Raw genomic sequence first — 21,464 nt, 5'->3', positions numbered from 1 at the left:
AGGCTAGCTCGGCCGACCCAACGGATTCGCATAGTTCGTACGAGGTGTCGTCTCTTTCTGGGCTTAACTTCAGACCTGTAAGTAGTTGCGTCAGGAACGGCGATAAGATGAGTGCAGCGAGGGAGGCATGTCGTAGCACTCGGAACTAGGCGGATGTAGTACCAGCAGCCTCATCATTGAAATAATGCCTGTTTTGACATTGGGAGTAGGTTTCACTTTGACCTTACTAGAGCAACCGCGCAACACGCAACTTTCCACACTTGGCCTGGATACTCACTATCGTACGGGGGACCGTGACCCCGTGGGCGGTTTCTACCAACCATGCCTTAGCGCCGCAACTAGATACGCCCGCGCAGTGGGTTACTTTCGTTCAAGCATTTTTACCATCCTTGGTAGCGCATTCCTTGACTTTGCACGTCGCGGTGGAACCGCTCGGCTGGTTTGTTCGCCATCAATCACAGAAGACGATGCGCAAGCTATTGCATCTGGTTATATAAGTCGAGACGAGGCGATTGCGCAGGCGATCAATCGAGATATATTAGAACTTCTGTCTGATCCGGGTCTTGAGTCATGCACGAAGCTTTTAGCTACTCTTATTAACTGCGGGGCACTTGATATTAGATTGGCTATCCGGAAAAATAGTAACGGCATATACCATGAAAAAATCGGTATTTTTACCGACGTGGTTGGTGATCGGGTGAGCTTTCTAGGCTCTGCCAATGAAACGTGGAGCGCTTGGCATGCTCAAGGTAACCACGAATCGATTGAAGTATTTCGAGAGTGGGTCAGCTCGGCTGAATCCGAAAGGGTGCAAACGCATGCGGCTCACTTCGAGCGACTTTGGAACGGGGTAGTCCCTGGAGTCGATACACTCATATTCCCAGAGGCTCAACGAAGAAAATTGCTCACTATGGCGGCAAGCTCGCTGGATGATATTGATGGCGGCTTCACGCATGAGCCTGCCCCGATATTGCGTCAGCATCGCCAGCCCATGGAACATCAGTTGAAGGCCATTGCTGCTTGGGAGAATGCTGGACGCCATGGTATTCTTGAACACGCAACAGGAAGTGGGAAAACATTTACCGCCATTACCGCTATAAAAAAACATTTGGCGATGGACCAACCTGTCATCGTTTTCGTCCCGAGTCAACTTTTGCTTGAGCAGTGGCGACGCGAGATAGAAGAGGAAATTCCCGATGCAACTGTTCTGATGTGTGGAGGGGGGCACTCCAAATGGAAGAAACATGGAAAACTCCGTGCTCATACCAGTCCAGACCTTGGTATGAATCGGGTGATTTTATCTACCATGCAAACGGGTGCAACCGAGAGTTTTCTAAGTGCGGTGTATGAAGGCCCCCATCTCTTGATCATAGCCGATGAAATCCACCAGATCGGCAGTAAATTTAATTCTCGGGCGATGGCGATTAAATCTGGGGCGGCTCTCGGACTTTCAGCTACGCCGATTCGATACGGCGATCCGGAAGGTACGGAAAAAATCTTCAGACGGTTTGGCCCCATAATTTCCCCCCCTATAACACTTCAAGATGCCATTAAATCTGGCAGATTGGTCAATTACGAATATTATCCCCATCCTATAAATTTGAGTGAAGACGAGGCTGAAAATTGGAAGCGATTGACGAAGCAAGTCAGCCTTGAGTTGGCGAGGAGCAAAAACACCGAGGGCGGCAGTGGAGGCTTAACGGAAAAAGCTAAGATGCTTTTGATACAGCGATCGAGGATCGCTAAAAAAGCTCAAATTAAGCCGAGCTTAGCAGCAGGCATAATATGTAAATCTTTTGAAGAAGGGCAACGTTGGCTCGTCTATTGCGAGGACTCGGATCAACTTAAGCAAACTATGAATCTGTTGACCGATGGAGGTTTGCAACCTATCGAATATCACTCCAGTATGGAGGGAGACCGGTCAAGCGCACTTCAATGGTTCACTCGCTTTGGAGGCATTTTGGTTTCCATTAAATGTTTGGATGAAGGCATAGATATTCCTGCAGTTAGCCACGCCTTCATTCTAGCCTCGTCTCAGAACCCGAGGCAGTTTATTCAACGGCGTGGCCGTGTTTTACGTAAGTCAGGTGAGAAAATGTTGGCCGTTATCCATGATGCAATAGTAGTACCGGTGGACTCAGCGAGTGAGCCGGAGCAAATCTCCCTTTTGAAGGCTGAGATGATCCGCGCACTGCAATTTGCAGATGCCGCAATTAATATGGGGGCGGGCTCACGACTTCGAATGTTAGCGTTATCGATGGGTATTTCCGTCGATGAAGCCTCTGCAATTGGGATTGAAGAAGAGGAGGAAGTTAATGACCAATGAAAGTGACCAAGATATGGCGTTAGCTGCACTGTTGGCTGCCGCAAGAGATGTCGATACGCTCTTGCCTGATAGTTTTATAAAGGCTTCGTACGCTATACAGCGACGCCATCAATTTAATCAAGACCATACAGTCTCATTTCATGACTTGGTAAGGCTTGTTGAGGATCATGTTGACCAAAAGCAGGGGGAGGGTTCATGAAGCTTCTTAAACTAAGTTGCACTAACTTCATGCCCTATAAGGGAAAGATTATTCTTTCTTTTCCCGCACAAGCGAGTCGCAATGTGATGATCATTTATGGCGACAACATGCGTGGGAAAACTAGTCTGCTAAACGCTTTGCGTTGGAGTTTTTATGGGAAGGCTTTGGGTCGGCATTCCCGAGAATTACCGCTTCATGATCTCATAAATAAAGAGGCTACCCTGGAAGGCGACTGGAGCATGGAGACATGCATTGCTTTTGAGGACGGAGGACATACATATGAATATAGACGCCGAGCTACCAAGCATGCATTGGTTTCCAGGCCGAGTCGGTCGGAGGACTTTGAAGTCACTCGAGGCTTGCTCAAAGATGGCCTCGTAATTCCGGAGTATTTGATTGATGCCGAAATAAGTCGGATCGCGCCAGAACAAACCTCTAGATTTTTCCTTTTCGACGGGGAATTGCTACAAGAATACGAATCGCTTCTCATCGACGGTAGTGAACAGGGCAGGAAAATTAAGGAGTCAATTGAGCAGGCTCTGGGCGTACCCACTCTTATCAAAGGCCGTGAAGACGCGCAAACTCTTTTAAAAGATGTTCAGAAGCAGCAAAACCGGGAACTAGAAAAGGTATCTGGCATGGAGCGCCAAATGGAACGGCAAAAAGGATTGCTTTCCGAAATTGATTCTTTTGACCGAGATGTAGTAGATCTTGAAAATCAACTTAGAGAAACGCGAGCTGAAAAAGCAAAGCTAGACGATTTCATCGAAGCTACCGAGCAAATCCACGCGGCTAAGGAGCGTCTGACAGCAAACCAGGATAGTCTTGCTGCGAATGCGCTGGCGCAAAAAGATTTAGAGATTCAGCGCCTCGGCCTTATGCGAGATGTTTGGAAAGATTTGATTAGGCCACAAATTGCGCTTAAAAGAGAGCACCTTACCGAAGAGAATGCTCAAATCTCTGAAGCAATGTTTCGTAAAGCTAGCGTTGCTGGCCAAATAGAACAACTCAAAAAATCGTTGGGTAGCGCTACTTGCCACGCATGTGGACAGCTTCTGCATCAAGCTCAACGAGAGCAAGCCGGTGCTGAGCTTGGTCGTCTTGAAGCGGAATACGCCGGTATATCGGTCGATGAAGCCAGGCGTAACCGCCTCAGTGCGGAAATTCGTGATCTTGATCGCTTACTAAAACCCGGTCCTTCTGGACAAATAAAATTCTGCGAAAAAGAACTTAATCGGTTGAAAGTAGAGCAGACAAAGTTCGACAATGAAATTGAACGTCTTCATGATCTTATCAAAGGACAGGATACTGCCGATATCGCCCGGAAGAGAGCCTTGCGTGATGGTTTAATAAAGAATGAAGGCAGCATTGAACAAAATATTAGGGACCGTAAAGCTCAGCTAGATAAGGCGCGCAGAGAGTTGGCCATGCTTGCGAAGGCTTTGGAAAGCAATGCGGCAGTTCGTTCCTCAAAAAGTTCACAAAAAGTAAAAATCGCAGGTGATTTGGAGAGAATGTACGCTCGAAGTATTGATCGTCTTCGTGATGACCTTAAATCTCGAGTTGAACATTTTGCAAGTAGTGCATTTAAATCGCTAACTACGCAATCGAAGTATTCCGGGCTCAAGATTAATAGCAACTACGGGCTGGCTATACTAGACGAGCGAGGTCATGAAGTTACTATTCGTAGTGCTGGTGCAGAGCAAATTGTTGCCCTTTCATTAATCGATGGGTTGATTCGCGCAGGGCGCTCAGCCGGACCTATTGTAATGGATACGCCGTTTGGGCGGCTTGATCCGGGACATCGGGCAAATATCCTCAAATATCTTCCTTCAACCACTGCCCAACTCGTTCTTTTCGTGCATGAGGGGGAAGTTGCTCGAACTCATGATCTTGATGAGATTGCTTCTAGAATAGATAGTGTGTATGAAATCAAGGAAGTCAGCACACGGCACTCCAAGATTGAAAAGGTTACATCATGAGCGTCACGGAACCCACTATGATTGGCTTGAGTGAAAAGGCTCATGCATTACTCTCTCAAATGAAGGATGATAATTTTTTGGCCGAAATGGCGGATGGATATAGGCTTGGTATCGGCCTCGCACTGTCGCAAGGAATTGAGCCAGAAGACGTGCCACAAAAAAGAACTGTCTTTAGCGTAGCTACTATTGACCCTGATCAAGAAATTGCCACGGCTATTCGTGCGTTGATCGATCTCAAAGGTGGGTCTGTCTATCGTATGGCTGAACGTCTCGCTGACTGGGGCGTGATCGAGCTCTCGAAGCGGTTCGACGGCACACCAATCAACATTGGGACGCTCGTACCCAAGAGCGACTGAAAAATATCAGAATGAAACCGTTAAGGGCTTTTCTTTTTTCACGTACTCCCTCTGGAGAATGGCGGTCTGAAGCTTTCAGAGAGTTGGAGCCTCTTCTCGAAGCCACGCGGAAAGCCTTGACTGAACAATCAGCGTCTGCGGCGATTCACGTTGGATTTTGGAGGCCCGAGACAATTAAGATTGCGGACCTAGCCCAGCGTTGGGAGGGAACCCTTTTATTGTCAGAAACGGCTATTGGTTCTGTGCCTCCTCCAGTGGCGGTGAGCAAAAATAAGGTGGGTGAAGTTGACGGGCTTGCATTTCATGTCGCACTAGATGGATTTGGGTATCAAATTGAGGATCCCAGTGATAGTAGCCCGGACAATCACACTATTCGTCTCACTGATCGCGAAAGCGTAGATTTTGTTTTTCGAGGATGGGTAGGGGAACTAATACGGTACAAACCCGAATGCGAACCGATGTTGCACAAAGCAGGCATCTGGGATGACGCGTCATATCATGAGTGTGAGCGCATTCTTGAAATTGAGGAGCGTATTACCTTAGCCCTTGATCGCTATCGTATAGTGACAGGAGCACAGGCCAGTCAGGAAAATATCCTGGACAACCTGCATGCCTGTCCTAATTGGTTTCTTAGCGATCAGTTGACGTTTCTCGATTTAACTGTTCGAATGCGAAACGTGTGTATCGCAAATAAATTTACGATTATTGGTGATTTGGCAACCAAAGGATACCGAGGTTTACTGAAGTTGCCCAATATGGGGAATGGATCCGTTCATGGGCTTGGAAAGTTAATTTGGGAGGCCTTTTTCCTAGGCACAGCACTACGTAGAAAAAAATGGGACGGCGACGATACATCGAATGATGTGGCGCATAGTTTTTATATTCCTGATGAGAATATAGTTGCGCCCTCTGTTAACTCATCATTTAAAACAATCTTGGATGGCTTTTTAGACGCTGCCCAGGTCCTCTCCGATCAGGAGCGTGGTATTTGGGCGGCGCGTCTTGGTTTTCGTTGTGATCCTCAAACACTACAGATGATTGGTAATCAACTGGGCATCACGCGTGAGCGGGTTCGTCAAATAGAGGTGAAAATATATAAAAAAGTACGGAATCATCTTATTTGGCCAGAAGTTTCTAGGAAGCTTAAAAATCTTCTCAAAGATCGAACGTCACCACTTCTTTTAAACGGGGTTTCGGCTTTCGATCAGTGGTTTAACGGAATAGAAGAACTTCAAAATCCGTTGGGCGAAATTTTTAATCACATATTGGACAATGAGTTTTCAATTCTAATCATCAACGATACCCCCGTCATTAGTCACTTAACTTCCGACGGATGGGCGTTTGCCGTCGGTTCTGCAAAAAATTTACTTCGCGGTATGGCTGGCGAGAAGGTTCAAGAGGATGACGCTCGCGTTCGCATCGGAACTTTGATTGGTGAACGAGGCGCTGAACTTCGTGACGAGCTGTGGGAGACAGTGAAATCTTTTGCCCTCTGGGCCGAAAAGCCCGATGGAACACGATGGCTTTCTGGTTATGGTCACACCGCTGAAGCGGTGGTAAACGCTATCTTGGAAAGTGCTGGCCACCCCCTACACTACGAAGAAATATTTCGACGCTCAAAGCAGATATCAGAACGACCGTACGAAGAGCGTGCTTTGCACAATGCTGCTCGCAATGTGGCTGTACTTTATAAGCGTGGTACTTACGGGTTATTAACCCATTGCCCGCTTACTACAGAAGACCTTGCACTAATTGAAGCTGAGATTGAAGACATTGCAGCAGGCGCTGAACGATCTAGACAATGGCATACCTCTGAACTTCTTGACGCATTGTTAGAGCGGGGGTTAGATTTTAATGGACAAATTGATAAGTACCTCATCAATATCGCTTTGCGCGACTCTAAGTCTTTTTCTTACATGAGGCGCATGATATGGGGTTATAAAAATAGTTGGCAGGCTAGTGCATCTTCGCGGCTAGATACTCGTCAGGCAGTGATGGCCTTGCTCGAAGGGGCTGGGCGACCTTTAAGCACATTAGAAATACGTAAAAAACTGGAAAATGATAGGGGTTTAAATAGTCACTTCCAGATTCATCCACAAGGCAACTTAATTCGTCTGGGGCCAGGCCTTTGGGGGCTTGCCGATCGAGATATTAGAGTTAGAGATCCTGATGCATTGGTAGGTCAATTGGATTGCCATTTAAGAACAACGCAAGAGGGTGTTCACTCGAGTGAGGTTGCCAGTATTCTTGATATTAAGGAGGAGGATGCTCTTGCACTACTCGGTTTGGCCAAACAAAAAGGCATGCGAGTGGATAGAGCACAATACGTTTATTTATCCTCATGGGAGGACTCGCGCCGTATATGGCCAGCTGAAGCTGTCAGGCAGACACTCATTACACACCCTCACGGCCTGAGCATCGAAAAGATTCGATCAGAGGTAAATCGCATAACTAAGCGAGTTATGAACGGCATCTACGTTAGTCATCTTCTTATTCACACCGACGGTGCTTCCTATGATCCGGAATCCGAGATTTGGATTCTGGATCAAGTGAGGTCGCAGGAAGCCGAAGTCGATGAGGATGAAGAGCACGACGAGCCAAATTTGCCCTAGTCCTAGTACTAACGCGCCGCACCGCCATCTGCAACAAGGGGCACAACCTCTTCATTTACTGGCAATGAGCATGGTGTGTTGATCGAGTAGACCGCCTGACGACCTCTCACGGCTTCTTCCACGTTTCCTTGGAAGCGGCCAATACCACCGCGGATGTATTCACTCGAAAGTTCGACGCAGGCCCATTTTCTTGCTAGTGCCTCTGCTACCATGCCAGTTATGCATGACCCTCCGAATGGGTCCAGTACCATGTCACCAGGGTTGGTCAGAAACCGAATAAAATACTCTGGTAATAATGCAGGAAAGCGAGCGGGATGGATTTCAATATTGTTTTCTCGACAATAGTCTTGATAGGCGCCGTTGCTCTCAGTGTTTGCAATTGCTAAAAGATTCGGTGGTACTGATCCGCCATTGTCAACAGAAAAATTACTGGATATATCGTGCCCAGACGGGCGCATTTTTGCTTTGTATCCATTTTTTAGCAGAGTTCGCATAGAGTCCGAGTACGGTGAAAGAATCCGCTTGTTATTTGCTCTTGGAAAAGGGGTTTTTGAAAGCCACCATACGCAATTAATTGCATCTTTTACTCTAACACGACGGACATTCACCCACTCAGCAGGTGATGGCAGCTTAGATGGGTTCCACCAATAGTGTTCTTGGGCAAGATGAAATCCATACTCTTCGCAGAGCATAATTAACAGCTTGAAATGATATAGCGAACGAGTTGGTGTTCCGGATTTCCACGCGCCACCGACATCTATTACCAAACTTCCGTCGTCTTTTAGTACTCGCTTAAAACCCTCAGCAAATGGGCGGAACCAATCACAATATGCGTCCGCATCTTCGTTTCCGTATGATTTTTTACGGACAAGACCAAATGGAGGGGAAGTCAATATTAGATCAACAGAGTTTTGCCCGGCATGGCTATGCATATATGCCAGTGAGTTGCCCTGATATATTTTTCCAAGTGCAGTAGAGTGCGATTCAATCAAAGTTCCGTATTTCTCCAGTTCTATATTTGTTTCTTTGTTTTTTTCAGTTGCGACCGCCGCTTTGTGCAAATGTCGGAGATAGTCACTCAACGACTTAAACCCAAGTGCCTCAGCCCTTGCATCCATCTCGTTACGCTCACAGCTAGTCAATCTTAAGCTAGTGATTTTCTCGCGCGGCTCAAGTACAAGTGGTCGTCCCATTTTTTTCCTTCTTGGTATGCATCTACCTGGGTGGTAATTGTAATACAAAAACTGTGGGTTGACATCACCGTGCTACAGATGGTTCGCGCTTTCTGTTGGGAGGGTGTTGAAATTCCGTGGTCTAGAGCGAGCGCCGAATACTGTCATCGCGATGTATTGGTGACGATCTGCAGTTCATTTGTAGAGATGTCGTAATCTACGTCGCAATATTAACAGTTGATAGAAGTGTCAACTTACTAAGAGATTGTTTTGATTTATTTGCAAATGTTTTAAAATTTAGTATATTATTGCATTAAAAATCTCAATATTGGCTTGGTAAACAATTCGATTTCGACGAAACGTCTTATAACAATTTTTCTGATTGTGCTGGATCTTAATGTTTTTATGCGCTAATGGTGTAAAATGCTTCGCATATATTAAATTTTAGTTGTTTGCTTTAAAATTTAGTTCAGTTGAGTGTCCGGAAGGCTATTTAGTGCACTCTAGCTTAGAAGTAACTCGTGATCTGGACGCTGATACCTTGCACGAGGCAATGCATGGCGCGAGTCTGGACCTGTGTGTTCGGTCAAGCGCAGCCTGTGTTTCAGGAGAACTGGCCTTCACCCGCCATTACATGCGCCGCCTGCTGTATCGCATTGCGGTTTCTCTGCCGAGGTTGTTTGAAGGTCAACACCTGATTAGGGAAAGTGGTGCGATCAAGCAGAGATGCTGGCGCGAACTCGGATATGAAAAGCAACCCGTTTTCGATGGTGATCTGCCTGCATTTTTGATGGTGGACGGTGATGGTTATCCTGTTGCCTTGTCGTCCCCAGCGGACCCAGTAGTCGGCCCTGCAAAACCCAGCCAGCCCCCATAAACACTGGGTTTGCGCTGTTTCCCCGACAGCTCCATCCCCCGAGAATCAATTCACCAGCCATTGATTTCTGAGAGTTTTGTGATGCCCCAGCCCGATCAAACCGCCGACTTCTTCCGCCAACCACTGGCCGAGATGATCGACCTGCACCACCCGCTGGCGGTGCTCGCCAGCCGCCTGCCCTGGGCACAGATCGAGGCAGCGCTGGCACCGCACTTTGCTCGCCAGGCACGCGAGGGCCGTGCAGTGGCACAAGACGACCTGTTTGGCCCTTCTGTGCAAGTGGCTGGCGGCGCAGTCGCCGCCGCAGGCCGTCCGCGCCTGCCCATCCGCCTGATGGCCAGCCTGCTGTACCTCAAGCACGCCAACAAGCTCAGCGACGAGGAGCTGGTGCAGCGCTGGGCGGAGAACGTGGTCTGGCAGCACTTCAGCGGCATGCGCTTCTACGAACCACGCCTGCCGTGTGACGCCACGCAGATCGGACGCTTTCGTAGTCGGCCCTGCAAAATTCACCGCAACATCCAACCCAGCGATCCACAGCGGGTTCTGCGCGCCTGCGTGGCCATAGCCAGCGCCGCAGCCCAGATCCACAGTCGTGCGAGCAGGGGCGCAAAAAGCCCCTTGAGGCCCAAACGCACGATCGCCCGCAGCAGCCAGCGGATGTTGTAGCCGGCTGCGCACAGCACCGCGTGCAACGCATCGCCCATGGATCCCTTGAGCCAGCACCGATCCATGCCGTTGTCGTGTTTCAAGTGCCCTATCGCAGGCTCTACCGCTTGCCTTCTCTTGAGCCAGCGCCGATGCGCTGAGGTGAGGCTTTTGAACTTGCCCCGGTGGATGATTTCAACGCCCGGGTTGTGTGCATCCACCCCTCTGAAGCCCAGATCGACGACCACCTGCTTGGGGCTGCGGCCCGTGTCTTCGGTCAGGATCGTTACCTGCTCGAGTTGCTCAGCCAAGGTGTGGCCGTCATAGGGGTTGCCGGTAAAGCTGCGTGCGCCCACCATCAGCCCTTGCCTGTGCGTTACCGCCACGCTGACCTTCACGCCGAACTCGTAAGGTTTCCTGGCCTTGCCCTTGCCAATGCACTCGACCTCCGGTGCGTGCATGGCATACAGCTTGTTCTTGTCTTTGGGTTGCTGGGTGCGGATGCGCTCGGCGCGCTGCATCAGATCGTGCAGGGCGGTCAGCGCCTCGGCCGGCACTTGAGGCATCTGCTTGATCTTGCGCCCCACCTCGCGCAACACGATGCCGAGGATGGTGCGCTGGCGCTTGACGGTCTTCTTGAGTCGCTTGAACTGCTTGGCATGGGCGTAGCCGCCGGCCTTGCGCCGCAAGGCCTTGCCTTCGCGCACAAAGGTCTGCTTCAGGGCAATGCCCGCCCGCTTGGCGGCGGTCACCACCTTGTGGCGGGCGATCTCCAGCAGGCGTGAGTCCACCGGGTGGGCAATGGCCTTCTCCTGCACCGTGGTGTCCACGATCAACCGCTCGAACTCGGCGGGCCCGATGGCCCTGGAGGTGACGGCCGTGTCGATGGTGGCCTTGAGCAGTTCTTCCACGCCGGCCTCGCCAATCGCTGTACGAAAGCGTCCGATCTGCGTGGCGTCACACGGCAGGCGTGGTTCGTAGAAGCGCATGCCGCTGAAGTGCTGCCAGACCACGTTCTCCGCCCAGCGCTGCACCAGCTCCTCGTCGCTGAGCTTGTTGGCGTGCTTGAGGTACAGCAGGCTGGCCATCAGGCGGATGGGCAGGCGCGGACGGCCTGCGGCGGCGACTGCGCCGCCAGCCACTTGCACAGAAGGGCCAAACAGGTCGTCTTGTGCCACTGCACGGCCCTCGCGTGCCTGGCGAGCAAAGTGCGGTGCCAGCGCTGCCTCGATCTGTGCCCAGGGCAGGCGGCTGGCGAGCACCGCCAGCGGGTGGTGCAGGTCGATCATCTCGGCCAGTGGTTGGCGGAAGAAGTCGGCGGTTTGACCGGGCTGGGGCATCACAAAACTCTCAGAAATCAATGGCTGGTGAATTGATTCTCGGGGGATGGAGCTGTCGGGGAAACAGCGCAAACCCAGTGTTTATGGGGGCTGGCTGGGTTTTGCAGGGCCGACTTCGTACAGCGATTGGCGAGGCCGGCGTGGAAGAATTGCTCAAGGCCACCATCGACACGGCCGTCACCTCCAGGGCCATCGGGCCCGCCGAGTTCGAGCGGTTGATCGTGGACACCACGGTGCAGGAGAAGGCCATTGCCCACCCGGTGGACTCACGCCTGCTGGAGATCGCCCGCCACAAGGTGGTGATCGCCGCCAAGCGGGCGGGCATTGCCCTGAAGCAGACCTTTGTGCGCGAAGGCAAGGCCTTGCGGCGCAAGGCCGGCGGCTACGCCCATGCCAAGCAGTTCAAGCGACTCAAGAAGACCGTCAAGCGCCAGCGCACCATCCTCGGCATCGTGTTGCGCGAGGTGGGGCGCAAGATCAAGCAGATGCCTCAAGTGCCGGCCGAGGCGCTGACCGCCCTGCACGATCTGATGCAGCGCGCCGAGCGCATCCGCACCCAGCAACCCAAAGACAAGAACAAGCTGTATGCCATGCACGCACCGGAGGTCGAGTGCATTGGCAAGGGCAAGGCCAGGAAACCTTACGAGTTCGGCGTGAAGGTCAGCGTGGCGGTAACGCACAGGCAAGGGCTGATGGTGGGCGCACGCAGCTTTACCGGCAACCCCTATGACGGCCACACCTTGGCTGAGCAACTCGAGCAGGTAACGATCCTGACCGAAGACACGGGCCGCAGCCCCAAGCAGGTGGTCGTCGATCTGGGCTTCAGAGGGGTGGATGCACACAACCCGGGCGTTGAAATCATCCACCGGGGCAAGTTCAAAAGCCTCACCTCAGCGCATCGGCGCTGGCTCAAGAGAAGGCAAGCGGTAGAGCCTGCGATAGGGCACTTGAAACACGACAACGGCATGGATCGGTGCTGGCTCAAGGGATCCATGGGCGATGCGTTGCACGCGGTGCTGTGCGCAGCCGGCTACAACATCCGCTGGCTGCTGCGGGCGATCGTGCGTTTGGGCCTCAAGGGGCTTTTTGCGCCCCTGCTCGCACGACTGTGGATCTGGGCTGCGGCGCTGGCTATGGCCACGCAGGCGCGCAGAACCCGCTGTGGATCGCTGGGTTGGATGTTGCGGTGAATTTTGCAGGGCCGACTAAGTGTAGTGCCTGATCCCGGTTAGTAATCTCCTTGAAGGACTGTTGTCATCGGTATTGAAGAAGGCAAGCCGCGCCAGCGGCTTGCCTTCTGGCCTTCAAAACGGCTGCCCCTTGTGTGCCTGTTCACGTGCCTTGATGCGTTTCTTGGCCACGGCCGTGCTGTGCAGGAAGCGGTGCGACTCGTTGCCCGTCTCCACGATGTGGCAATGGTGCGTGAGCCGATCCAGCAGCGCCGTGGTCATCTTGGCGTCGCCAAACACGCTGGACCACTCCTTGAAGTCCAGGTTGGTCGTGATCATCACGCTGGTGTGCTCGTAGAGCTTGGAGAGCAGATGGAACAACAAGGCACCTCCAGCCTGGCTGAAGGGCAGATAACCCAGTTCATCGAGGATGACCAGATCCATGCGCTGCAAGCTCGCTGCGATGCGCCCCGCCTTGCCCTGGGCCTTCTCCTGCTCCAGCGCGTTGACCAGATCCACTGTGGAGTAAAACCGCACCCGTGAGCCATGGCGCGTGATGCCCGCCACGCCGATGGCCGTGGCCAGGTGCGTCTTGCCCGTGCCGGGGCCACCTACCAGCACCACGTTGTGCGCCTGCTCGGTGAACGCCATGCCTGCGAGCTGTTCGATCAGCTTTCTGCCCACCGGCGAGCACTCGAAGTCAAAGCCCGCCAGGTCGCGGTGCACAGGGAACTTGGCCGTGTGCATCTGGTAGCTGATCGAGCGCATGGCACGGTCGCCGCCTCGGCCTGCAGCAGGTGCTCCAGCAACCAGCGCGAGCTCTCCAATGTCGCATGACCGCCTTGCTTGACCAGATCCTCCCAGGCCCCCGCCATGCCATACAGGCGCAGCTCTTTGAGCTCTTTGTCCAACTCACGCATGATCGGCCTCCTGCACGACAATGTCTGTGCGCAGGCTGTCGTAGCGTGCCGTGTCGGCCAGGGGGGCCTGGCTCACCTGCAGGATGGTCGCAACTGTCTCGGGCAGGGGCTGTGCCTGCAAGCGTGCCAGCACGTTGATGACGTGTTCGCAGCTCACCCGCCCTGAGGGTGGGGCGCTCTGCAGCGCCAGCTCCACCGCCACCAGTACCGCGTCCAGCCCTTGCTTGGGCACTTCGGCCAGCACCTGCGCCATGACCTTGTCGCCGCCGTCCTGATGCAGCAGGGCGCGCCGCATGCGTTGCAAGGGGTCGGGCAGATCGGCAAACGGAGCGCCGTTGCGCAGCGCCCCTGGCTTGCGCTCGATCAGTGGCACGTAGTGCTGCCAGTCGTAGCGTGTCTGGTTGCGCTCGCTCAGGCGCTCGTGCGTGGCCACCACGGTATCGCCGGCCACCACCACGATCTGCGCCGGGTACAGGTGCGTGCTGACCATCTGCCCTGCCCATTCACAGGGCACCGAGTAGCGGTTGCGCGCCACTGTCACCAGGCAGGTGCTGCTGACCCGCACCGGGTGCTCGACGTAGCCGTCAAACGCCGCAGGCATGGGCATGAGGTGCTCTTGCTCGAGTTCGAGCATCTCAGCGATGCTGAATTCTTTGTGCTGCGGGTGGCGCAACTCCTGCCACAGGGCCCGGCAGCGCTCGCCCAGCCAGGCGTTGAGTTCGGCAAAGCTGCCAAAGCGCCGCTGCCCGGCCTCCAGCCAGATGCGCCTGCGACTGTCCTGCACGTCCTTCTCCACGCGCCCCTTCTCCCAGCCGCTGGCGCGGTTGCAAAAGTCCGCATCGAACAGGTAGTGCGCGCACATGGCGGCAAAGCGGGCGTTGACCACGCGGCCCTTGCCCTTCTTGACCTTGTCAACGGCCGTCTTCATATTGTCGTAAATGCCCCGGCGCGCCACGCCGCCCAGGGCCTCAAAGCTGCGTGTGTGGGCATCGAACAGCATCTCGTGGCCCTGGCTGGGGTAGGCCACCAGCCAGAACGCGCCGCTGGCGCACAGCAACATGTGCGAGACCTGCAGCCGGTAGTACACCCCACCGATCACCAGCCCGTCTTCGCTCCAGTCGAACTGGAAGGCCTCGCCCAGCTCGAACGTCAGGGGCACGAAAGCCTTGGCTGCATCGCCCTGGCCTTTGCCTTGGCGCCACTTGCGGATGAAGTCCGTCACCCGTGTGTACCCACCCTCGTATCCGGCCGCCTTGATCTGCGCAAACAGCGCCTTGGCCGTGCGCCGCTCCTTCTTGGGCCGCCTGGCATCGGCCTTCAACGCTTGTGTGAGTTCGGCCTCATAGGCCGACAGCTTCGTGGTCTTGACCGCCTCCCGGCGGTACTTGGGCTCGAGCGACTCAACCTCATCGAGCCACTTGGCCACCGTGTTCCTCGATAGCCCCGTCTCCCTCGATATCTGCCTCTTCGTCTTCTTGTCCCGGCGGTGCATCCGCCTGATCTTGCCAATCATGTCCATGGTGATCACCTTCTTCATTCCCCTGCTCAAAAATGCAGCAGGGTAGGTAAAACACCTGGCTCAAATTTGCGTCGGCATCACCGCAAAAAGTGGCTCAGTTTTCGGTCGGCGTCAACAATCAAGCTCTCAATGCCGTAGATGGTGCCGTTGTGGATCACGCGATCCTGCGCCGTGACGCCTGGCATGTAGCGCATCTTGATCCAGGCATGCTGTGCTGCCCGACGGCCGCATCCTGCTGGTGGGCCAGGGCAGTGTTGCGGCCACAAGCAGCGATGGTGGCCACCATTTCAGCTTCAGCAGGGTGGCGGGGCGCGCCACCTTGACCGACATTGCGCTTGACTCCGAGGGCGCAGGCTGGATCACCTCGGACGCCGGTCTGCAACCCTACCAGGTCGCCGCCAAGGGCGAGAGCAGCAACCTGAGTTCTGCCGTCGCCAAGCCCTGATGCCCAAAAAGGCTTGAGAATCAAGCCCATACCCGTCCGTGGGATGGGGGCAAGGGCAGGCGGAGGGCGTGGCGTTGTTCCCAGCGTGGGAAAGTGGCTGTCGTGTTGCAGGCAGGGCTGGTGTGGCCTTGTTCGCTTTGCCATGCGCCGGCCTGTGCCTGTATGCGGCGGCGCAGCACCCGGTCGCGCCCATGCTGGCCTTGTCCCTGCTGGCGGCGGCCCTGGTCTGGGCCATGTGGCGTCCCGTCGATCTTTGGTTTGTGCTGCCAGCCTTGTTGCCGGTAGCCAGTTTCGCGCCATGGACCGGTTGGTGGGTGGTCGATGAGTCCGACCTGTTGGTGCTGGCCCTGTTGGGCGGCGCCTATGGGCGCTGGGCGCTTGATGCCTGGCGTGTGCCCGCGGCGGTGCATGGCACCACGCCCGCGGGCATCAGGTGGGCGTATTGGGTGTTGCCACCACTGCTGGTCGTTGGCGTCTGGCGGGGGCTGGACGACGCGCGCGGCGCGGCAAGCTGGGTGGCGCTGCTGGCGGATCTGTGGGCTCAGGGGCCCCATGGCGACTATGACCAGCCGGGAAACACCCTGCGTGTGGCCAAGAGCCTGGCATGGGGATTGTTGCTCATGCCCGCCTTGTATCGATCCTCGCGGGGAGCCGCGTTGCGCCTGGCGCGTGGCATGCTGGTGGGGCTGTTTTTTGTCTGCATCGCGGTGCTGTGGGAGCGGGGGCTGTATGTCGGGTGGCTGGACTTCAGCGCCAACTATCGTACGGTGGCCTGGTTCTGGGAGATGCATGTGGGCGGCGGCGCCATCGATGCCTACCTGGCCATGGCGCTGCCGTTTGCCTGGTGGGCCGCATGGTCTGCCCCGCATGGCTGGCGCTGGTATGCGGCGGCGGGGTTGGTGTTGTTGGCAACCTATGCGGTGCTGACCGCCTATGCCCGCGGCCTGTATCTGACGGTGGTCATCACGGCGGTTGGCATGGCCTGGTTGGCGCACCGCCATCGGTTGAAGGCGCCCGACGCAACCCTGTGGCACCGCAGGGCCATGGCGTGGCTGTTGGTGGCTCTGGTGGTGGAAATCCTGGCGGTTTGGGTGGGCGGAGCCTTCATGTCCGATCGTCTGAGTCGCTCCAATGCCGATCTGCACCAGCGCCTGGCCCATTGGAAGCGCGGCGTGCACATGTTGCATACGCCCGGCCAGTGGGTGCTGGGCTTGGGCTTGGGGCGTTTGCCGGCGCAGTACAGCGCGCAGAACCCCGAGGGTGCGCTACCCGGCCGGGTGCGCTGGGTGCGCCATGGCGATGCCGGCAATGAGGTCTGGCTATATGGCCCGCAGCGTGCCGACGCCAAGGGCGGCCTGGCGCTGACGCAGCATGTGCCACTGGAATCCGGCGGACATTACACGGTGCGCTTGCGCGCGCACATGGATGCACCCATGTGGCTGAAGGTTCAGTTGTGCGAGCAGTATCTGCTCTACCAGGCACGATGTCAGCTGCGCACGCGGCAGGTGTCAGAAGCCAGCAAGACGACCGATGGCTGGATCGTGCTGCCTTTGCTGGGCCCGGCCTTGGCATCGGGCGGTCATGGTACGGTTTCGCGGGATGGGGTTCTTTCCATCCAGCTGCTGCAGGCCAATGCCAGTATTCGCATCACCGCCGTGGAACTCCTGGACAAGAGCGGGAGGCAGGTTCTCAAGAATCCGGATCTGGCCCTGGGGCCTCGCTATTGGAGCAGTATTGCCTATGGCAACTTTCTGCCATGGCATATGGATAACCTGTTGCTGGAGCTGCTGATAGAGCGCGGTCTATTGGCTGTGCTGATTCTTGCGCTGGCCGTGGCATGGGCGCTGCTGCAACTGGCCAGAGGAGTTCGGCGTGGATCACCGCTGGCCCTGGTTGTCGGCGGCTCCATCATCGCCGGCTTGATGGCGGGTGGGCTGGTAAGCTTTGCGGAAGTTCCGCGTGTATCTCTTGTGTTGTGGTTGTTACCTATCGTATCATTCTGCATCACGGAGGATCGGTAGGCTCGGGTGCTGGGATTTGGTCTGAGACGGTGAATTGTTAAATTTATTTGCCAAACCATTAGAAATTGTTTCGCCGCTTTGAATTTTTTTGCCTATTGATTTCTAATGTGCGGTTGTTTTTTTAATGGTGGCGGCGTCTTGCGAAGAGGGTGACGATGGTCAGGATTTTTAATCATTATTTCCGCCAGCGAAGTATTTTACAGGCCATGGTATATATGGTCTTGATTGTGAGTACTTTGGTTATTTCCATGGCCTGGCAGGTTGGCGCCGAGGCGCTCAATGGTGCAATAATATCTTCAGGCGTCATTCGCGGTGGGTTGATCGCTGTCGGTATATTGGGTATGAATGCTGCATTGGGTATTCACGAATCGCCCAGTGGTCTGACGGTGGGCCAGGTGCGATCCCGTGCTGTATTGTCCTTTATTTTGTCGATGGTAATTGCTGCCGGTGTTTTGCTGCTGCTGCCGTTGTCGCCCCCTTATCATAATGAGCAAACTTTATTGGCGTTGCTGATCATGGTAAGTGCCATGTTGATTTTGCGGTTGCTTGGCAATAGTTTATTACCCGCTTCTTACAAGCGCCAGCGAGTCCTGGTTTATGGCACTGGTTCGCGCGCTTGTGTGGTGACTGAATCCCTGATGAAAAGCGACCCCAGCATTGAGCTGGTCGGGCATTTTCGCGGCCCGCAGGAGAAGGAGCAGGTTGCATCGGGTTTACATGTGGTGTCTGCCGGCAAGACGCTCACCGAGGTTGTTGAGGAATACCGGGTCAATGAGATCGTGGTGGCGGTCAATGAGCGCCGCGGCGGCAGCATGCCGCTGCGCGAGTTGCTGGACTGCAAGCTGCAAGGTGTACAAGTCATTGATTTGGCAACGCATTTTGAAAAACTTCTGGGGCAGGTGCATCTGGAGGCGGTATCCGCAGGGTGGCTGATCTTTGGTGATGGCTTCAAACAGGGGGTGGTTCGCTCGCTGGTCAAACGCCTGCTGGATGTGGTTGGATCAGCCGTGCTGTTGTTGCTCGCAGCACCCGTGATGCTGGTGACGGCGGTTCTGGTCTTTCTCGAAAGTGGCCTACCGATTTTTTACCGCCAGGAGCGCGTCGGCCTGAATGGCCAGACCTTCAATGTCATCAAGTTTCGCAGCATGCGCCAGGATGCGGAAAAAGATGGAACCCCCCGATGGGCAGGTGCCGGGGACGCCCGGGTGACGCGGGTTGGCAAATTCATACGCAAGACGCGGATCGATGAGTTGCCGCAGTTGCTTTGCGTGCTCAAGGGCGATATGAGTCTGGTAGGCCCCAGGCCCGAACGCCCGTACTTTGTCGAACGCCTGACGCAGGACATTCCCTATTACGCCCTGCGCCACGGCGTAAAACCGGGCCTCACTGGCTGGGCCCAGGTGCGCTACCACTACGGCGCCTCTGTGAAAGATGCCGAGCAAAAATTGCAATATGACCTGTACTACGTCAAGAACCACTCGTGGTTTCTGGACTTGATCGTCTTGTTTGAAACCGTGGGTGTGGTATTGACGGGCAAGGGCGCGCAATAGGCAAGCGCTGGCTTATTGTTCAGCCGTTTCCTGCGGCAACAGCAACCGAAATTCGGCACCGGCGCCGCTGCTGCTGCGCACCTGCACCAGCCCGCCATGGCGTTGCAGCACGGTCTGTACCAGTGCCAGGCCCAGGCCCACGCCGGCGATGCCTGGATGGCTGCCTTCGTGCAGGCGCTTGAAGGGCTGGAACAGATGGCTTTGTTGCTCCGGCGCGATGCCCGGGCCTTGGTCGCGTACGCTGATCACCCAATACGGCGACTCCAGGGTCAGGGCGCATTGCACGGTGCTGCCCGGCGGGCTGAATTTGATGGCGTTGCCCACGATGTTGGTGATGGCGCGGCAAATCAAGGCGCGGTCGCCATGGACAGGGGCGGCTTGGGGCAGGTGGGTGATACGCATCTGCACCTGCTGATCCTGCGCGCTGGCCCAGGCGTCGTCCACGGTTTCCTCGAGCGCGGCGGCCAGGTCGAAGGGGGTGCTGTGGTATTCGTAGGCCTGGGCGCTGGCCAGTTGCACGAAGCCCTGGGCCATGGCCAGCGACGAGCGCGCATGGCGCTCGATGCGCGCCAGCAGATCCTGCTGCGACAACTGCTCGGGGAATTCACGCCGCATCTCCAGCAGCGTGAGTATGGACGCGCCGGGCGCGCGGATGTCGTGCGAGATGAAGTGCAGCGCCTGGTCGCGTTGCTGCTGGGCGCGGCGCATGTCGGTCAGATCCACCAGGGTGATGAGCCAGATGGTGCTGCCCTCCAGCGCAAAAGGTTTGCACAGCATGAGCATGTGGCGCCCCTGCGCGTCTCGGCCTTCCTGTTGTGCTGGCAACTCGACCATTCGGCTGGCGTCCTGCGGCAGCAGGGGCCTGCCTGAATGGGGATGGACCAGCTCGACCAGCAGCTGGGCGATGGCCTGCCCCTGTGCTGCCTGGCCGGATGGCAGGTAGAGCAGTGCGGCTTCGTTGGCCAGGGTCACGCGGCCCCTTGCGTCGCAGACAAAGGTGGGCGATGGCAGGTGCTGCAGGCTGTCGCTGATGAAGTGATGCAGCTTGCGCAACCGCCTTGTGGCGTCTTCCACGGCGTGTATGCGCTGCTCCAGCAGGTCGCCGCGCAGCACCAGGGGCATTGCCTCGTCGGGTAGGGGGGAAAGCCCCGCGCCGCGCAGCGCCTGGATCTCCAGCTGCAGGAAATGGGCGGCGGCGCTGAGCCGGCGCCAGCTCCACAGCGGGTACACGGCGGCAATGCCGGCCAGGGCCGGTGCGGCGGCAAATTGCCAGCCCGATAGGGTCGGCGCGCCAGCCGCTGCCACCAGGGTGGCGAGAAACAGGGTGGCACTGGCGATCAGGCCGGCCAGTGGCCCCAGCAGCACGATGGCCAGTAGCGTCAGGGCAACAGGCGTGAGGTTGAAGGCCAGGTTCCAGGCCTCGGGCGCGCGTTGGACATGCCAGCGCATGAGGTCTGCATTCAGCGCGTGGGCGATCACTTCCACCCCGGGAATGCGTTCGGCCTGGCTCACCATGGGGGCGGCGAACATGTCGCCCAGGCCGGTGGCGGTGGCACCCACGATGACGTATTTGTCCCGCAGGGCGCCGGCTGGCAGCTGCCCGGTCAATACATCAATGTAGGAATAGGTGGTGAATGCCGGTTGTCCTTGCGCAAAGCGCAGGATCTGAAGATCCTGGCTTGTCCAGGGAGCATTCACCGGCGCGGCGTTGCCCCGGCATGACGCCAATGCCAGCCCTTCGGCGCACAGCATCGCGGTGCTGAAATGCGGCCAGGGCGCGGACGCTGGCCCTTCGTGTTCAAACAGGCTGCGCGCCACGCCGTCTTCGTCCAGCTGCACCTGCACATGGCCGAGCTGGGCGGCCGCCTGGCGCAGCAGCGGCATGGGTGCGTCGGCGCTGCTGCGCGGCCCGTCACCGCGGCGCGCCACGGGCAGCACGGCGTGGGCGTTGCGCTCCAGGGCCCGGGCCAGCAGCAGGTCGTCACCGGGGTAGTCGGCGTCTTCTTCGCCAAACAGAATGTCCAGCCCCAGTGCGCGTGGTGACTGTGCCGTGATCTGGTCCACGAGCTGGGCATGCAGCGCGCGGCGCCAGGGCCAGCGGCCTATCGAGGCTATGCTGCGGTCATCGACGGCCACGATGACGATGTCCGGGTGTGCCGCATGCGCATACAGGCGCGTGCCTGCGTCCTGTACCAGGTAGTCCATGCGCCGCAGGCCGCCGGCAAGGCATAGCCATGCCACCAGGCCCAGCATCAGCAGCGACAGCACCAGCCATTCGCGGCGCAGGTTGCGGTGGTAACCCGCCTGTGCAGATAGCGTCATATCACGCGG

13 protein-coding genes and 3 pseudogenes are annotated in these 21,464 nt (G+C 56.1%); 11 read left to right on the top strand and 5 right to left on the bottom strand.

What is annotated here, in order from left to right; genetic code table 11:
* Nucleotides 1-301 precede the first annotated feature (301 nt).
* From P4826_RS08185 to P4826_RS08165, 5 genes are all read left to right on the top strand, one after another.
* Entirely contained in the window at nucleotides 302-2,326 is a 2,025-nt protein-coding gene (locus P4826_RS08185; RefSeq protein ID WP_317703351.1) for a DEAD/DEAH box helicase family protein, read from the top strand.
* The gene (locus tag P4826_RS08180) at nucleotides 2,316-2,525 is read left to right on the top strand and encodes a hypothetical protein (protein WP_317703350.1); all 210 of its coding nucleotides are present in this window, start codon (nucleotides 2,316-2,318) and stop codon (nucleotides 2,523-2,525) included. Before P4826_RS08185 ends, P4826_RS08180 begins: the two co-directional genes overlap by 11 nt.
* On the top strand, nucleotides 2,522-4,507 hold the full coding sequence (locus P4826_RS08175; RefSeq protein WP_317703349.1) for an AAA family ATPase: 1,986 nt from the start codon (nucleotides 2,522-2,524) through the stop codon (nucleotides 4,505-4,507). Before P4826_RS08180 ends, P4826_RS08175 begins: the two co-directional genes overlap by 4 nt.
* A complete protein-coding gene (locus P4826_RS08170; protein ID WP_317703348.1) occupies nucleotides 4,504-4,863 on the top strand; it encodes a hypothetical protein in 360 nt (119 codons plus the stop codon). The genes P4826_RS08175 and P4826_RS08170 overlap by 4 nt, the downstream gene beginning before the upstream one ends.
* Nucleotides 4,864-4,979: 116 nt before the next feature.
* The gene (locus P4826_RS08165; RefSeq protein WP_317703347.1) at nucleotides 4,980-7,475 is read left to right on the top strand and encodes a sigma factor-like helix-turn-helix DNA-binding protein; all 2,496 of its coding nucleotides are present in this window, start codon (nucleotides 4,980-4,982) and stop codon (nucleotides 7,473-7,475) included.
* 8 nt (nucleotides 7,476-7,483) lie between these two features.
* Here P4826_RS08165 and P4826_RS08160 read toward each other — a convergent pair whose 3' ends face one another.
* A complete protein-coding gene (locus P4826_RS08160; protein ID WP_317703346.1) occupies nucleotides 7,484-8,668 on the bottom strand; it encodes a DNA-methyltransferase in 1,185 nt (394 codons plus the stop codon).
* Nucleotides 8,669-9,281: 613 nt separating this feature from the next.
* On the opposite strand from P4826_RS08160, the gene P4826_RS08155 reads away from it, so the two are divergent.
* Together P4826_RS08155 and P4826_RS08150 are read left to right on the top strand one after the other, a co-directional pair.
* Nucleotides 9,282-9,524, top strand: coding sequence for a hypothetical protein (locus P4826_RS08155; protein ID WP_317703345.1), 243 nt, complete (start codon nucleotides 9,282-9,284; stop codon nucleotides 9,522-9,524).
* 81 nt (nucleotides 9,525-9,605) lie between these two features.
* Nucleotides 9,606-10,016: pseudogene (locus P4826_RS08150) on the top strand (transposase); the annotation flags it as partial.
* A gap of 14 nt (nucleotides 10,017-10,030) precedes the next feature.
* On the opposite strand, the gene P4826_RS08145 reads toward P4826_RS08150, so the two are convergent.
* Nucleotides 10,031-11,509, bottom strand: a complete 1,479-nt coding sequence (locus P4826_RS08145; RefSeq protein WP_317703112.1) for an IS5 family transposase — start codon at nucleotides 11,507-11,509, stop codon at nucleotides 10,031-10,033.
* Between the two features lie 107 nt (nucleotides 11,510-11,616).
* Here P4826_RS08145 and P4826_RS08140 point away from each other — a divergent pair.
* Nucleotides 11,617-12,699: pseudogene (locus tag P4826_RS08140) on the top strand (IS5 family transposase); the annotation flags it as partial.
* Nucleotides 12,700-12,813: 114 nt separating this feature from the next.
* Here P4826_RS08140 and istB read toward each other — a convergent pair.
* Nucleotides 12,814-13,598, bottom strand: a pseudogene (gene istB, locus P4826_RS08135) (IS21-like element helper ATPase IstB).
* Entirely contained in the window at nucleotides 13,591-15,117 is a 1,527-nt protein-coding gene (gene istA, locus P4826_RS08130) for an IS21 family transposase (protein ID WP_317703696.1), read from the bottom strand. The pseudogene istB and the gene istA overlap by 8 nt, the downstream one beginning before the upstream one ends.
* A gap of 211 nt (nucleotides 15,118-15,328) precedes the next feature.
* Between istA and P4826_RS08120 the strand changes: the two genes are divergently transcribed.
* The 3 genes from P4826_RS08120 to P4826_RS08110 all read left to right on the top strand — a co-directional run bounded on the left by P4826_RS08120 (nucleotide 15,329) and on the right by P4826_RS08110 (nucleotide 19,133).
* On the top strand, nucleotides 15,329-15,562 hold the full coding sequence (locus P4826_RS08120; protein WP_317703343.1) for a hypothetical protein: 234 nt from the start codon (nucleotides 15,329-15,331) through the stop codon (nucleotides 15,560-15,562).
* A gap of 122 nt (nucleotides 15,563-15,684) precedes the next feature.
* Nucleotides 15,685-17,583: an O-antigen ligase family protein gene (locus P4826_RS08115; protein WP_425605244.1), complete on the top strand. Its 1,899-nt coding sequence runs from the start codon at nucleotides 15,685-15,687 to the stop codon at nucleotides 17,581-17,583.
* A 155-nt stretch (nucleotides 17,584-17,738) separates the two neighbouring features.
* Nucleotides 17,739-19,133 carry a TIGR03013 family XrtA/PEP-CTERM system glycosyltransferase gene (locus P4826_RS08110; RefSeq protein ID WP_317703341.1) on the top strand — a complete coding sequence of 465 codons (1,395 nt, stop codon included), beginning with the start codon at nucleotides 17,739-17,741 and terminating at the stop codon, nucleotides 19,131-19,133.
* Between the two features lie 12 nt (nucleotides 19,134-19,145).
* On the opposite strand, the gene P4826_RS08105 is transcribed toward P4826_RS08110, so the two are convergent.
* Entirely contained in the window at nucleotides 19,146-21,455 is a 2,310-nt protein-coding gene (locus P4826_RS08105) for a CHASE2 domain-containing protein (protein ID WP_317703340.1), read from the bottom strand.
* Between the last annotated feature and the right edge of the window lie 9 nt (nucleotides 21,456-21,464).

It is taken from the genome of Diaphorobacter limosus (assembly GCF_033100095.1).
Lineage (GTDB): Bacteria > Pseudomonadota > Gammaproteobacteria > Burkholderiales > Burkholderiaceae_C > Alicycliphilus > Alicycliphilus limosus.
The sequence above is the reverse complement of the archived record's forward strand: the minus strand, read 5'-3'. Positions and strand labels throughout refer to the sequence as shown.